Here is a 15743-nt window from a genome sequence, read left to right as displayed (position 1 = left end):
ATATCTTAAATATGCTCATAAGACCACAAACAACAAAAGGCAAAAGATTGCTCTTTTGCCTAATGCACACTTAAGTTATTAATTAATAATCAGTTTTAAGGGATTAAAATTATACTCACAACTAACGATTTTACAGAAATATAAGCCTGTGCTTAAATTTTCTCTGTTTAAGGTGATGCTGTTTTTACCTAGCACAGCGTTATAAGATTTGTTATACACTTGCTTACCTAACTGATCGTACATTACAATCTGTACCGTTTCGCTTTGGCTTGCTGTAAATTGAAGTGTTATGTAAGTTGTCATTGGGTTTGGAAACGCCTTTACTACTATTGCGTCATTAATAAACTCACTTACAGATAATGTTGTGGTTTGTGAGAAACGTAAGTTATTTAAGCTCATTAACTTTGAGATCATTGTTCCGTCTTCAGACACCATAGTAAAAACTAGCGTTATGACATCATCTAACTCAGCATCATCACCAAAACTGTTTTGTAAGTCATCAATATTTATTGTAAAATCTTGCATTATACTTGTTAATGTTACTGTTGTTTTAAACTGCGCTTCCCAATCGGTAATGCTCTGCTTTACAAAGGTAATTTCTAAATTTCCATTACCTTCTGCGCTAAATTTAAAGCTGTTGTACTCTGCAAGATCTACTGCTTTAAACCTTGGTGTTAATGCTCTATATGCTGCGACATAGGTACTTGTTGTTGCGTTTAAGTCTACATTACGCTCAATTGCGAAATCATTAGTATCAAACTCAAAATCATTGGTAGTGACATTGTAAAGACTTACGTTGGTTTCTGTTTGCGAATCGTCAATTCCCCATGGACCATCTGACATAAATAAATCGTCTGGTGTTGCAATGCCATCACCAATCCTAAATCCGATATCGAATAAATTCCCTGTCTCAACCGTTAGATTAGTGATGTATTGCCCATTTAAATTAATGGTAGAATTGAGATTATTAAAATCTTCCGTTTCTGTGGCTCTAAAACCAGCGTCTAAGGCAACACTTTGTGTTCCGTTTGTGTTTATAATTTGCAAATCTAAACCTCCGTCTATGTATTTTCCTTTTCTAACAAATACCGATGGTGGCGTTGAATTGTTATAACTTGAAATTGGTTTTTCTATGTTTAGTAAATTTAAAACCTCTTGTCCTAAGACATATAAATCATCAATAGTATTAGACCAAATCTGGAAATTATAAAAAGTAACATTTTCTTCGTATTGGTCTATATTCCAGTGGCTTTCTATAGCGAAGTTAGCATCATTATTTACAACTTTAGCAGATAAACTCAGTACAAACTCGAACGTGCCGTCTTCGTTTTTAATAATCGATTTTATAAATTGTTGCTCGCTAATATCTATTGTAGATACTGAGATTAATTCTGCACCTAACAAACGATCGCAAATGTATTTGGTGTGCTCGTAAACTCCATTTTCGGTTTTTAAAACTAAAACTGAAGCAACTGCACTATTATTTTTTAAGTAATCTACAGCGTAGATATCAGTAGCATTGGTAATACCAATTAAATCTGATGGCGTTGCTTCTACAGCTTCATCTTCATTTATAGTGGTTAATGGCACAAAATCTTGTAATATAAAACTAGAATTTGAACTTTTACTAGCATACATCAATCCTCTTTCTATTCGTGGTGAAGTAGCTGCATCGAACGTGTATCCTGCTTTTGCTCTTTTAAAATTACGTGCATTAATTTGCTCAGACAATCTACTGTTACTTTCTAAGCCTCCAGAATTAGAGCTCGATGTTGGCGATGCAATAACATCACATATTCCAAAACCTGAACAAGAAGGATCTTCACAATCTATAAGTCCGTCACCATCATCATCAATACCATTATCACAAATTTCTTGTAATACTGGTGCTGTTGGACAACGTGCGCCATCATTACTTGAGCTTGATGGTCCGAAAGCAAACAGATTAGAATCAATATCTTCAACAGTGTCAATAGTTTGAACCGATTGAATTACATATATGGTTCCTGTTTGGTTTGCTGACACATAAAAACGACCCGACAAATCAAAGTAGACTGCACCATACGTATAGGTTGACCCTGTCAAAATTGGCACTTCACCTAGCGCTAGCACATTACCGTTGGAAGGATCAATACGATATAAAATATTTGTATTCTTTTCTACTGTATATATGTATCCATCAACAGCATTAAAAGCCCAATCATCAATACTTATGTCTATAGATAAGGTTTCTGTAGCCTGATGCTGTGTATAGTTCACAGATTCTGGATTTAAATCAATTTTATAATACGTTGTTCCATCCCCTTTAAGATAATAGATTCCGTTTGAACTCACATCACCTACATCCCTTACAGTTGTTGGTAATTCATCGACATAATACGTTCTTGTTCTAAAGTTTTCACCAATACGAACTATCGTTTTCTCTGGCGTCGATAATGATCCCCAAATAAAACCATCAACAGGATTATATGCTGCTGCATTTATATTTCCTGGTGTGACATCTGCCGCTAATTGATATGAACTCCCTGATGCTAAATCAATAGTATAGATGTCGTTATCTTGAAATAAGTACGCATTTAAATCGCAATTAAATGGACTATCATAAAATGGACTACCTAAAGGAATTGCCCCAACTGAAGTATCAATTGCTATGGCTCCAATAGTAGAATAAAATCTTCCATCAAAAGCTCCACCTGCTCCTAGTGACACTGCTCCAGGATAAGCTATAGCCGTACCCACCATAGTGGTGTTTGCCCCCAAAGCAACTGCCCCAACAGCAATCCAAAACACATTATCAGACGAGGCACCATTAGTCAAAACAACTGTAGCTCCAGCAACTGAGTTAAGCGCTCCCGTAATTTTAAAAATAAATTGAGCATTAGGGTCCCCTTGGGCATCTAATATAAGAGTTCCAGTAATAGCTACTGCTGTTAGAGAAGAATAAACTCCGGGATAAATAGTCTCCCCAGCTACACTTCCATAAATGGCACTATGATCTGTTATATTTGCTGTTACATTTTGAATTTGAACGCAAACTGCTGCTAAATCTATAGTAGCGTTGACAGTAATGCTATTGGCATTTTCTATAGTACCATTTAAAACTGTAGGAGACCCAAAACCAGCTATCGCACCTGCGTGTGAACCAACATCACCTGTAATTGCAGAAGTTCCAGTATTGGCTACTGCTCCAGCTCCAGTAAACAGTATAAAATCAGCTGCAGAGCCAAAATCAAAATCTATTAGTGGTGTTCCACTTTGAGCTATCACACTAAAACTATGTGAGATAACAACAATTAATAGTAATATTTTTTTCATGACATCATATATTTATGTAACAAAAGTATACTAACATTAAGGATTGTTTTTGAATTTTCGATTGACATAAAGGCCCTAGCGTTAGAAAACAACTTACTATCGTCGAATGGTTTTTTTTACTATAATTACAAACCATATTAATATCAAAAAAGGCAAAAGATGTCTCTCTTGCCTCGCCTTATACTGTTAATCACAAACCATTATATTATGAAGTTTGGGTCAAATATACTGTGAATTATTGTGCTACAAATAGATGTTCATTAGATAAACCATAGGATTCATTGAATAGCAATTACATGTCGATGAATGATTTTAAAGCAGGTTAAGACGCTTCATTAATTCTGGTCTATTAGAGCGACTTACAGGAATAATATCTTTTTTGATAAGCACACTATTATCCTCTATATCAATGATTTTATCAACATTAATAATAAATGAGCGATGTATTTTTAAAAACAAGTCCTTAGGTAACTTATCTTCAATTTTCTTAAGTGTTGAGTGTACTGTATAATTTTGATTTTCAGTTTTCACTTGAATATAGTCACCTTTAGCTTCTATCAAATAAATACTTGGGATATCTATTTTTATTAAACGTCTATCAATATTAACATAAAGGTCATTACCAGAACTAGTCTCTACTTGACTTGATATTTTGTCTTCTGGTATATTTAATTTAATCGCTTCTGCCTTATCAATAGCTTTTTCAAAACGCTCAGGTGTTATAGGCTTTAATAAATAATCTACAATACAGTCGTACCCGAATGCCTGAATCGCAAAATTTGGATCTGAAGTAGTAAGGATGATTTTTGGTGGATTTTTGATGGTATCTATAAAGTCAAAACCTGTAAAGTCTGGCATGTGAATGTCTAAAAATATTAAATCAATCTCATTCTGATTTAAATATTTTATAGCTTGAATTGCATTCGGAAATTCCTCTAAAACATTTAGACTAGGCACGTTTGAGCACAATTGACCTATTATAACTCTTGCCGTTGCTTCATCATCGATAATAATACAATTCATGTAAATCCTAATTATAACTGTTGCAAATAATTAGTCATGTTTATTAAAATAGCTTCGAATTCGTCTTGAAGTGTTATACTGCCCTCTAGTAAATTGTTTTCGAATGCTACCGCAACCTCATAACTCTTCTCTAGGCCTAAAATACTAATTTTATGTTTAAGTTTATGAACATTCTCTGCTGTAAGTTTATAGTTTTTAGCAGCACTGTTTTCAAAATAGACTTTTTTTTCCTCCGGAAATTCGCCTTTTATGATATCAATCAACTTCTGTTCAAAAGCCTTGTCGCCGCCAGACATACTTTCAATGTAAGATAAATTTGGTTGCTCCATTATATTATTTTTTTATAGTGAAGTAAAAATTTGTGCCATGACCAATTCCCGAAGTTAACCAAATAGTTCCACCATATAAGTTGACAATCTTTTTCACGATAGACAAACCAATACCCGTTGATTGCACGTTACTTTCTAAAGTTTCAAACGTTTTAAATATTTTGTCAAAGTAAGCGCTGTCAATACCTTTACCATTATCTGCAACACAAAACTCCCAAAACTCACCTTTATCATCTGCACCAATTTCAATCTGACCTTTGTATTTATCATTATGATTAATCGCATTATCAATCAAATTTTGAAACAACTGTTGCAATCTGTATTTATCGCCTTTAATAATTGGCAAATTCGTTTTAGAGATTTCTATATGGTTTGGTACTTGGATACTATTCAAAATATCCTCTATTAGCGTGTTCAAATTAACATCATAGGCGTCAATTTGATTTTTACCGATTGTTGAGTACTCCAAAATACCGTTTATTAAGGTATCCATTTTTTCAACATTATTTCTAATAAGGTCTAAATTTTTGTTGCCATTGGCATCTAATTTATCTCTATAATCTTCTTTTAACCACGCGGTCAATGTATCAATACTTCGTAAAGGTGATTTTAAATCATGAGATACCATATGTGCATAATCACTCAACTCTTGATTTTGGTGCGCTAGTTCACCAAGCAGTTTTTCTCGTTGTTGATTTATTTTTACGATTTCGGTGGTTTGATTATCTATAAAATCGACCAACTTAGAACTATCTAAGTCAGTATGATCCGTGTTTTGTCGTTCTGGTAATTTGTAAAATTTAAGGGTTTCAACGACATGCTTTAATTTATCTATAACCTCTTGCTGTGATATAGCTTCATTCTTTAACTGCTGGTTGGCCTCAAACAACTCATTAGAACTAATGGTCATAGCACGTTGCTGCATCACAAATTGCTCATTATAATTTGTATAGGATCTACTTACAGCATCTAAGAACTTTTCAAAGTCCTTACTTTCGGCTAAGTCTTTGTTTAAATATTTTCTTATTTGGCGTTTTAATAAGGTTGGCATTATTCGCTAATTAAGGTTATTGTCATGGTTTGATTGTGCAATTGACAATTAATTTCTAAGTTAAAAGGTGCAATTTCGCCATAAGAGTAAAAGCCACAAAAGGTTGTGTCGTCTCCTATCACAGAAACCACTTCATCAATTTCTTCTTCCACACGCTGGTCTAAAACTAATTTTCGACCAATACAACTCACAAGCAAAGCCAACTGTGGTTTATTCTTTCTTTTCTCTAAAGCTTGTTTTGCAGCTAATTCTGATGCATTTGCAATGTTATCTACATTGGTCATCATGAGCTGTACTTTAGAATTTTCTGGAATGTCACCAGCGAGAATCATTGTGTTTTTTTCTTCATCTATATTTAAGATGGTACGCACATACGATTGTTTTTCGTATTGAGACTTCACATTTAAGGGATACAATAAGGCAGCACCTGGTAACTCTTTAGACTTCTCACCTAAATATTTTTTATATAAATCTAATGCTGGCTTATTATCTAGCTCAAATAATACATTCGATTCTGATTTAGTAACAATACGTTCTGGTCCAAAAGGGGTCCAACCACCATGTATAGCAAATGAAGCTTCGAATGTTTCTCCGTAAAAACCAATAGCTACAATTTCACCTGGTTTAGGGTTCTCATTGTAAGACGCTACTGTTTTTTCAAAACGCGCAGCATCACCGCAAAGTCCTCCAGTAATTAATAAATTCTGGTCTGTTGCAGCATTCATGCCTTTTGTCAATTGACTTCCGTTGATAAAACTACCTTCAGAAATTACAAAAATGTGCTTTAGCCCGTCTTTTGAAAATTGATTAACTAAGTCTTTACCTGTACGAAAACTATCTAAATCTCTATGTAATACATTACTCGTTTTTATTTCGAAATGAGATTTTTCAAACTCAATTGCGGTTACTGTAATCCCTTCTTCATCTACAAAATCTGCAGTTATATCTCCGCTTGTAGATCCAAAAACCAAATGCCCATCAGGAAATTTATCCTGTAATTGTTTATAAATAGAATCATCTTCTAGTAAATATCTATTGCCAAAAACAAGAACCAATGGGTTTCGCAACGCAATAGCTTCAGAAAGGTACTCCCAATCTGAAGATTTATGTTTTCTTAATTGAACTGTTTTCATTCTTACTTTTTTAATGTGAAATAAAATGTAGTCCCTACTGAAGGCTTACTCTCCAACCAAATTTCACCATCATGTAAATCGACAATCTTTTTTACTATTGATAAACCAATACCTGTACACTCTTTACTTTTATTAAGTGAATGAAATATTTTAAAAATTTTATCATGATATATTTTATCAATGCCAACACCGTTATCATTTATTGAGAATTGATAAAATGACTTCTTCTCTTCCACGTTAATTTGAATAAGTCCTTGGTCTTTATCATTGAATTTAATAGCATTACCTATAAGGTTTTGAAACAACTGATGTAATTTTGTTTTATCACCTTTTACCGTTGGAAGCTTATTTAATACTGTAATCGATATGTGCTCTGGAGCAAATAGAATTTGCTTTAAATCATCAACCAAAAGGTTCAGATTTACCTCTTGATTATTTAAAGTTTCTGAGCCTATACTTGAGTAGGTCAAAATATCAGAAATAAGAAGTTCCATCCTTTCTAATGTCGCACCAATCAAATCAAAATTCTGCAAACTCGTGCCATCAAACTTACCAGAATTATCTTCTTTAACCCAGCTAATTAAGGCACTAAGACTTCTCAATGGCGACTTTAAATCGTGTGATACGATATGCGCATATTCTTGAAGTTCATCATTACTCTTTTCTAATTTGATACGTAGTTGTTCATTTTTAACTTCTGCTTGTTTACGCTGTCTAACATTTAATGCTGTCCGCAATTTTATAGCCACTAAACTGGCGATACTTTCTAGAGCTTTTACATGTTCTTGAGTGTAGTAGTTTTTATCTTTATGCTCAGAGTCTATAACTCCAATAACGCGACCACTACTTATTATAGGCACAGTTATTTCAGAAAAACGCCGCTCATCATCAACGATATAGCTATTCACCTTAGAGGTGTCTTTAATAATTCTTGAGGATGCTGTTTTAACTACGTTTCCAACAACACCCTCACCTATTGGAATTATTAACCTATTGTCTATTTTATTATCTTTACCTAATTTATTGCCATAAACAGCAACCTGTTCTAGGGTTTGGTCATCATGATCCACTAAGTAAATCACACAATCTTGTGAATCGAGGTAATTACCAATATGATTAACGATTTCCCATGCAATCTCATTAATATTGGTTTTACCTAATAAAGATTTCATAATATTATTAATCAAATCAATAATCAAGGTTTTTTCTCTTTCCGACGTAATATCTTCAATTAAAGCCACTTGATATTTGATATTACCGTCGCTACCTCTTACAGCATTGACATTTGTTTTAGCCCAAATAACAGATCCATATATCCTATTATAGCGTTTATTGACCGTGAAATTATCAATTTCTCCTCTGTTCATTTTCTCGATAAAAACCTTAGACTCTGGATAATCTTCTTGTAATGATAAATCTTTTATGGTTAACTCTTTTAACTGATCTTCAGAATAACCCAACATCTTTTGAAATGCTGAATTCGTTTTGATAATTTGTTCATTTTGTGTCAAAACAATACCTATTGGTGAATTATTTACAATAACATCTAATTCTCGCTTTTGTTCTTCGATTAACTCCGTATTTCGTTTTGCATTTGTAATATCTAAATGAATCCCTATTGAACCAATAACATTACCGTTATCAGCGTAATTTGGTGCTCCACTAATAAGCCAATGTCTAATCTCTCCCGATTTTATTTCTACCTCAAGTTCATAAGAACTAGATATTCCTTTTTGACGTTTTACATTTTCGGTTTTAATGATATCAAAATCTTTATCTACCAGAAACACTTCTCCAGCAGCTTTGCCTATAAGTTCCTCTTCAAGATAACCTGACATTTCAGAAAAACTTTGATTAATCATTAAGATTTCGTCTTCATTATTCACTTCAACCAATCCAAGGTTCATATTGGCAATAATACTACTATACTTTTGTTTTTGAGCTTCTAAACTTTTACGATACTTCCTCTTAAGTGTAACATCACGATACGCCCAAAGGTGTCCTAGATAAACATTATCTTTAATAATTGGCACGAAGTCACGTTCGAGAACTTTTCCATTTTTCATGGTTAACTCATCACTAAGCACCATCTTTTTATGCTCTAAGATGTTGTCAATTCTTTTCACAAACTCATCTTCGTTATCGAATAATCCTTTGCTTTGTTCTGCTGCGTTAGAGCAATCTTGACCCTTTAATAATTCGGGATCACCAGGAACATCAAAGAACTCACAGAATTTTTTATTCGTTAAGATAATTTTACGATTTTCATCTTCTAATAAAACACCACTATCTAGGTTAAGAATTAGTGAAGATAATCTGCTTTCTGATTTAATAAATTTTTCTTCTGATGCTTTTTGCTGAGAAATATCTATGACGATTCCTTGTGCAGCAATTGGTGCTTTATTCTTATCAAGAACGATACTCGCATTGATATGCACCCATTTTATTTCGCCAGATTTAGTATATATGCGAGCTTCGTAATCTTTGAAAAACCCTTTAGTTTGTAACTCTAAATAAGAACCCATCGCATATTGATAATCTTCTTTATATATAAGATCAATGACATTAACCGCTTCTTTATCAATATCATAACCAAAAAGTTTAGTTGCTGCTTCATTGAACTTAAGCACATTTCCGTTAATATCCATAACAACATAAGCATCAACGATGTTTTCAAAAATACCTTGAAGTTGAGACGATTTTTCGTCTAGTAGCTGTTCTAGTTTTTGGGACGTTTTATAGAGTTCTCTAGATTTCTCTTCAAGAATTGTTTCAGCTGCTTTTCTAGCTGACTTTTCTCTTTTAAGAGCACGTTTTAGTATATCTAGCTCCTCTTGGCTCATTAATTTTTATGTATTACAAATCTTACTTCTGTTCCGTCTTCCTTAATTTTCTCTAATGCAATAACAGCTGTAGCATTAAAATGCTCGAATGTTTTATTCATTACGCCTAATCCGAAATGATGCATTGGTCTGTTTGATTTATAATCCATTATTAAAGAATTATTTGTCTTTTCGATGACCTCGAAAGTAGGTAATTCTTCGTCTGGATATATCTTTCTTACTTCAATATGAATATGATGCTCAATAGATGAGATTATTTCAATTGGATCTTTATAAGCTCCTAAAAGTCCAGGATAACTCTTTTCTACAACACTAAAAAAATGTTCTCCATAAACCAGTAATAAGTTGTCTATGGATATCTGTGTTCTCTCGCTAAGGTGCTTAAGCAATTGTAACATTTCAGAAAAACTATAAGTTCCTACCGCAGTATATATTCCCTCAGATTCTAAGTCAGAATTTGTGATAATATAATCTACCATTTCCAATCCAAACTTATCTTCAACGAGTTCTAAAAACTCTGTAAAAACGATTCCTTTCATTATAATTTTATTAACTCATTGATACTCCAATACTCGAGAAGTTTCTCAATTTTACCTACATAATCTTCATACTTCAATGGCTTAATTACATAGCCCGCAACCCCAATTTCATAGCAATCTAACAAATCTTTTTGGTTATTAGATGTCGTCAGAATAATAGTTGGAATATACTTAAGTGTTTCATCTGTTTTCAAAATACTTAAAAACTCAATACCATTTATTTTTGGCATGTTTAAATCTAATAAAATAATATCAGGAAGTATTTCCTTTTTCTGTAAAACCCCAAGTGCTTCCTCTCCATTTTTGGCCTTAATGATTAGGTGATTCAATTTCAAGGATGATATAACTCTATCCAATTTCATGACTTCTATAATGTCGTCTTCAATTAAAAGAATTTTAAGGGCTTTACTCATGAGGTGGTATGTTGTGAATTAACTATTAAAATAAACTAACTACATATTATGTAAATTATATTTCGTTAAAAGCAAATTAAGTGTAGACGAATAACCCTTAAGTGTCGACGAGTGGTAATTAGGGAATTACATTCTTAGTCCATAATGAAACTAATAGCATTCATTTGAGACGCATGTTTTATATGCTCTAATTCTATTAAAAAGTTCAAAGGGAAACTATCCGCGTTAAAAGTATCTTTATGGTTTTCAAAAAAACTAATAAATTCTATCTGTTTCAAACTGGCAAGTAATTGTTCACTTGATGTTAATCCCCACCTTTTAGCGTTTTCGAATTATCAAGCTTTATAATTTTTATTAAAATTTCACCAGAAAATAATTCTTTTAATTTAAATAATAACTTAAATATGTTTTATAATATTGATGCTGCCTTTAGTTAATATAAAGACAAATGTATATTGATAAACCTAAGTTAATGAATAAATTCTGTAGCAAGTAACATCTCTTTAGATGGATGGTAAGTTTCTGTAGATGAACACAATTATAATTCTAATTCTTGACGTCTTTTTTTAGTCATTCCCTTTACCACCATAGCATAAGAATGATCTATGAGTTCGGTAATAAGTTTCGATGAGAGTTCACCTGTATGGATATAAACGCTATTCCATTGTTGCTTATGCATATGGTAGCCAGGTTTTATACTGTCATATTCTGCTCTAAGTTCTTGAGCATATTCTGGGTCACATTTTAAGTTTATAAAACCTTTGCCATTTTCCCATTTCTTTAAAGATGCTAGTGCAAACATTTTATTACAAACTTTAAAAACAAGCGTATCATTATCAAAAGGAAAGTGTTCTGTCACTTCCTTTTTATTCATGCAGTAATTTCTGTATTGTTCTATATTCATTCCAAGAGCTTCTTCTCTTCCTTTTCTTCAATCTTTAATGCTGAATAATCTAATTCCCAACCAATGGTTTGAACCAAATTCTCAATGAGTTGAATCGCTTCTAAGGCTTCTTGCTTAGCCACATTATAAAGTCCACTTTCAGGAATTTTATCAATGATGTGCGCTTTTGCCTTGGTGTGTAGTTCTGTTAAATCTGAAGCTTCAAACTTATTAAACATGCCGTCTTGTTTATCGTAGTAGTTAATATCACTTTCTATAGATAACACTTCGGGTTGCGGAAAATGAGTTAGTACCACTGTTTTTGCTTTTAAATTAGAGCTCATCTCTACTTTACTCAGATCGAATCCAACATGAGCTTTAGCATTGATAACGATTAGTGCTTTTTTTCGGCTAGAAATCAGTTTTAAAAACGTCTCCTTAACGTCCTCGTAATGGTAAATCTCAGCAAAATCCCCTTCGACTGTTATAAACTTACAAACCCGTTTTATTTTATCTAAAAGTAAAATAGATTGTGCCGTTGTCGTCTGCTTCGTTTTCCATTGTTTATAAATAGTAACCAAGCCTAAGGTTACTAAAATACTTATTATGATTATAAAAAATGTTTCCATATGTGTTTAATTATGTGACACTTACTTGTGCTTGTAGTCACAAGTAATTAATCCATGATTTTATATAAAATAGGTTTGCTTGGTGCTGCATCATTCTCAAAAGGTGCAATTTGAAGGTTAAGCATATAACAGCCATCATTAATTTTATTAGACACGTAAATAAACTCTGTTATTGTAGCATCTAATCTCAGCTTTCCTTTGGTATTCCAAAACGCATTATGTGCTAATAGTTCGCCTCCATCTTGCTCTTTATCTATACTTGGCAAATCAATTAGTAAATGCTTAACGTCTTTTGATTTTAAATATATAGCAGCATCTTCTAATAAATAGGTTGGGTTTGTATTAGAATATTGTCGTGATTTTTTTTCTTTGGTATTTGGCAACGTTCTTACAACAATAGCTTCTCTCTTTTTATTTCCAATAGCAAACTGCAACTGTTTTTTAGAAATCACATAATCATCACCTAATTTTTCTGGTGCAACGGTTACGACTTCAGCTAAAAAAAAAAATTGCTTTAACTGTTTGTTTATAGAATACACTTTTTCTGTAATATGACCAACCGTTTCTGTATGCGTACCATGAGAATGCGGATTGAATGTAATGGTATTAAAATTAACGGCTGCACCTTTAACTACGCTAACCTCCTGTCCCTCTATGAGCTCTGGTGTGATTTTTGGCGCATCTAAACTCCATGCATTTACATTAGAGACATCCCCTTTTAAAGGTATTGAAATGTCTAAAGGTTGAGATAAATCTATTTTTAGTTTTCTTGTATTGTATTGTATTGTTGTAATCAATATTAGTTTATTTTAAATAATTCTGAAGCAATACCATCACTCAAAAATTGTCCTTTTTTAGTGACACGCAAATGCTCATCATCAATATACAACAATTGTTGATTTATAAAAACTTTGGATTGTTCAATTAGGTAATCTTTAAAAGCATTACCAAAATTTTGTTCAACTTTTTCAAAAGATACTCCCCAAATAGTTCTCAAACCTGTCATTATATATTCATTATACTGATCTGTAAGCGTTAAGGTCTCTATTTCTATCGGTAATGCGTCCTGCTGAATAACTTTAATATATTTTGAATTGTTCTTAACATTCCAGCCACGTTGTTTCCCATTAAAAGAATGTGCGGAAGGCCCAATTCCTATGTATGATTTTCCTTGCCAATAAGCCGAATTATTTTTACTAAAAAAACCTTCTTTTCCAAAATTAGAAAGTTCATAATGCACAAAACCTTCCGCTTCTAATTTATCTTTTAAAATATGAAATTGGTCGTGTGCTTGCTCATCATCTACATTATCAATAATACCTTTTTCAATGAATGATGCTAATGCTGTTTTTGGCTCAACTGTTAAAGCATAACTTGAAATATGAGGTATATTATAGCTTAAAGCGCTTTCAATATTATCGAGCCATTGCTCATTTGAAGATCCTGGTATTCCATAAATTAAATCTAAAGAAATATTATCAAAGTACTTAGTGGCTTCTTCTAAACATAATTTTGCTTCGTTAGCATTATGAGCACGATTCATAAGCTTCAAATCAGCTTCAAAAAAAGATTGTATGCCAATTGAAAGACGATTAATTCTACTTTTAGATAGTTCTATTATACGGTCTTTGGATAAATCATCTGGATTGGCTTCTAAAGTTATTTCAGGATGATCTGAAACGGTATAATTTTTATAAACTGCATCAATTATAAATCGCAACTCTTCATTGGTTAATAATGATGGTGTTCCTCCACCAAAGTATATCGTTTCTACTGTTGTCTTTTTAAGTTCGTCTTTACGAAGTTCTAATTCTCTGACTAATGCATTAATAAGTGGGTCTTTATTTTTTAATGAGGTCGAAAAATGAAAGTCGCAGTAATGACAAGCTTGTTTGCAGAATGGTATATGGATGTAGATGCCGCTCATTTTAGTTTTCAGAATTCAGTCTCAGATTAAAGTTCTTCATATTACTCTTCAAACAAATCATATAGCGTTGCAATCCGTAAATCGCAATACGATTTCATAAAATTAAAGTTTAGCATATCAAACTGACTACCATATTGTTCTCTTCTGGTTCCCCAAGATTCATAAGCTGGGAATTTAAGGTTGAATTGTTCTTCTACAAAAGTATTCCATAGTTTTTCCGAAGCTTCAAACGTCTTAATAAAGGTAGAATCGTTTTTGTTAATTTTCAATAATTCAACAACTAAAGAATCCTTAATTTTTTGAGATTGAGACCAATTTTTGTGTGCAATATCATTCATTTCAACTTGCCCTTGGCTAAAAACAAAAAGAGATTGACTGCAGACTAAAAGGATGATAATGATTCTCATGTACTATTCTTAACTGATTACTGCGATTGTGACTATCTACTTCTTTACGCGTCCTTCATTCTGCTTCACAAAAGCGCCCCAACCTGAGTAACTTTTACCAATCTCTACACGACCTTGATTATAAAAATGACAAACTGCAGCAGCCAATCCATCCATTGAATCTAGATTTTTTGGTATTGTTTTAAGTCCCAACATACTTTGAAGCATTTTAGCAACTTGTTCTTTACTGGCATTTCCGTTTCCTGTAATTGCCATTTTTATCTTTTTTGGAGCGTATTCTGTAATTGGTACTTCGCGAGATAAACCAGCTGCCATTGCCACACCTTGAGCACGGCCTAGCTTTAACATACTCTGTACGTTTTTACCAAAAAAAGGAGCTTCAATGGCTATTTCGTCTGGGTGATAGGTATCTATAAGTTCTATTGTACGTTCAAAAATGAGTTTTAGTTTTAAGTAATGGTCATCGTACTTTTTGAGCATTAACTCATTCAGTTGCATAAATTCCATCTTCTTACCCACAATTTTAATGAGTCCGAAACCCATAATCGTTGTGCCAGGATCTATGCCTAAAATAATTTGTTCTTTACTCATTTCTAATCACAGTATTGGCAACCACTTAATGAAACTGCCAAACCAAAGGTAAGGTTTAATACACTACCATTAAATGCTCCCAACCCACTTAATACTGGGTCGTAATCTTCTAAAGAGGTAACTCCATACAAATAAGCAATATCTGTGTAAATCGATAGTTTTTTATTGATCGCATAATGCAATTCAAAACCTAAATTAAGGTTTAAAAAAGTTTGCTTGTTATCACCTAAATTACCTAAGGGCTTAACAAAAGAAACACCTGGCCCTGAGTGTAAAACAGTTTGCATTCGCGCTGGAAGAAAGCCTAAATACTCTGAAGGATTATAAATAAATTGTGCATTAATCCGTGTATAGTTTATTTTAAACTCTGGAGAATCATCATCGTTTTTAAAACGATTAAAACCAAAATCTAACTTTACACCGTACTGACGTTTTAACATATGCTGAATACCAATATTTACCGCAGGTAAATTAACAGGCTGCGCATAAGTCCCTTTAACAAAACCATCTGTTGTTGGGTAATTAAGACCAACTGCAAAAAGCGCTTTCCATTTACTCGTATCTCTAAATTGAGCATAACTACTAGATGTTATAAAAACCGCAAAAAAAAAGAAAAGGTATTGTTTTAAATACTGCTGCATCTGTATGTTTTTAGTTTTA

The 15743-nt window shown here is 32.8% G+C and carries 15 protein-coding genes; all 15 read right to left on the bottom strand.

The window, feature by feature from the left end; translation table 11 throughout:
* Nucleotides 1-78: 78 nt before the first annotated feature.
* The 15 genes from B2U95_RS00230 to B2U95_RS00160 all read right to left on the bottom strand — a co-directional run bounded on the left by B2U95_RS00230 (nucleotide 79) and on the right by B2U95_RS00160 (nucleotide 15724).
* Nucleotides 79-3315 carry an ice-binding family protein gene (locus tag B2U95_RS00230; RefSeq protein WP_296311098.1) on the bottom strand — a complete coding sequence of 1079 codons (3237 nt, stop codon included), beginning with the start codon at nucleotides 3313-3315 and terminating at the stop codon, nucleotides 79-81.
* Between the two features lie 312 nt (nucleotides 3316-3627).
* Nucleotides 3628-4338 carry a LytR/AlgR family response regulator transcription factor gene (locus tag B2U95_RS00225; protein WP_296311097.1) on the bottom strand — a complete coding sequence of 237 codons (711 nt, stop codon included), beginning with the start codon at nucleotides 4336-4338 and terminating at the stop codon, nucleotides 3628-3630.
* Between the two features lie 11 nt (nucleotides 4339-4349).
* Complete coding sequence (locus B2U95_RS00220) at nucleotides 4350-4667, bottom strand: Hpt domain-containing protein (protein WP_296311095.1); 318 nt, start codon at nucleotides 4665-4667, stop codon at nucleotides 4350-4352.
* Nucleotides 4668-4671: 4 nt separating this feature from the next.
* Nucleotides 4672-5718 carry a sensor histidine kinase gene (locus B2U95_RS00215; protein ID WP_296311094.1) on the bottom strand — a complete coding sequence of 349 codons (1047 nt, stop codon included), beginning with the start codon at nucleotides 5716-5718 and terminating at the stop codon, nucleotides 4672-4674.
* Nucleotides 5718-6851, bottom strand: coding sequence for an FIST signal transduction protein (locus tag B2U95_RS00210; protein ID WP_296311093.1), 1134 nt, complete (start codon nucleotides 6849-6851; stop codon nucleotides 5718-5720). The genes B2U95_RS00215 and B2U95_RS00210 overlap by 1 nt, the downstream gene beginning before the upstream one ends.
* Nucleotides 6852-6853: 2 nt before the next feature.
* On the bottom strand, nucleotides 6854-9694 hold the full coding sequence (locus B2U95_RS00205) for a PAS domain-containing sensor histidine kinase (RefSeq protein WP_296311091.1): 2841 nt from the start codon (nucleotides 9692-9694) through the stop codon (nucleotides 6854-6856).
* Nucleotides 9694-10233, bottom strand: coding sequence for a heme NO-binding domain-containing protein (locus tag B2U95_RS00200; protein ID WP_296311089.1), 540 nt, complete (start codon nucleotides 10231-10233; stop codon nucleotides 9694-9696). Before B2U95_RS00200 ends, B2U95_RS00205 begins: the two co-directional genes overlap by 1 nt.
* Nucleotides 10233-10646 carry a response regulator gene (locus B2U95_RS00195; protein WP_296311087.1) on the bottom strand — a complete coding sequence of 138 codons (414 nt, stop codon included), beginning with the start codon at nucleotides 10644-10646 and terminating at the stop codon, nucleotides 10233-10235. Before B2U95_RS00195 ends, B2U95_RS00200 begins: the two co-directional genes overlap by 1 nt.
* 538 nt (nucleotides 10647-11184) lie before the next feature.
* Nucleotides 11185-11550 (bottom strand): MmcQ/YjbR family DNA-binding protein, encoded by a 366-nt coding sequence (locus tag B2U95_RS00190; protein ID WP_296311086.1) that lies wholly within the window; start codon nucleotides 11548-11550, stop codon nucleotides 11185-11187.
* Entirely contained in the window at nucleotides 11547-12158 is a 612-nt protein-coding gene (locus B2U95_RS00185; RefSeq protein WP_296311085.1) for a DUF4230 domain-containing protein, read from the bottom strand. Before B2U95_RS00185 ends, B2U95_RS00190 begins: the two co-directional genes overlap by 4 nt.
* A 47-nt stretch (nucleotides 12159-12205) precedes the next feature.
* On the bottom strand, nucleotides 12206-12955 hold the full coding sequence (locus B2U95_RS00180) for a cyclase family protein (RefSeq protein ID WP_296311083.1): 750 nt from the start codon (nucleotides 12953-12955) through the stop codon (nucleotides 12206-12208).
* 2 nt (nucleotides 12956-12957) lie between these two features.
* Nucleotides 12958-14085 (bottom strand): radical SAM family heme chaperone HemW, encoded by a 1128-nt coding sequence (hemW, locus tag B2U95_RS00175; RefSeq protein ID WP_296311071.1) that lies wholly within the window; start codon nucleotides 14083-14085, stop codon nucleotides 12958-12960.
* A gap of 41 nt (nucleotides 14086-14126) precedes the next feature.
* A complete protein-coding gene (locus B2U95_RS00170; RefSeq protein WP_296311068.1) occupies nucleotides 14127-14492 on the bottom strand; it encodes a hypothetical protein in 366 nt (121 codons plus the stop codon).
* Nucleotides 14493-14528: 36 nt separating this feature from the next.
* Nucleotides 14529-15083 carry a crossover junction endodeoxyribonuclease RuvC gene (gene ruvC, locus B2U95_RS00165; RefSeq protein WP_296311066.1) on the bottom strand — a complete coding sequence of 185 codons (555 nt, stop codon included), beginning with the start codon at nucleotides 15081-15083 and terminating at the stop codon, nucleotides 14529-14531.
* 2 nt (nucleotides 15084-15085) lie between these two features.
* The gene (locus B2U95_RS00160; RefSeq protein ID WP_296311064.1) at nucleotides 15086-15724 is read right to left on the bottom strand and encodes a cell envelope biogenesis protein OmpA; all 639 of its coding nucleotides are present in this window, start codon (nucleotides 15722-15724) and stop codon (nucleotides 15086-15088) included.
* Nucleotides 15725-15743 lie beyond the last annotated feature (19 nt).

This window comes from Winogradskyella sp. UBA3174 (genome assembly GCF_002364335.1).
Lineage (GTDB): Bacteria > Bacteroidota > Bacteroidia > Flavobacteriales > Flavobacteriaceae > Winogradskyella.
Note: the sequence above shows the minus strand (reverse complement) of the source record. Positions and strands in the feature narration are given on the sequence as shown.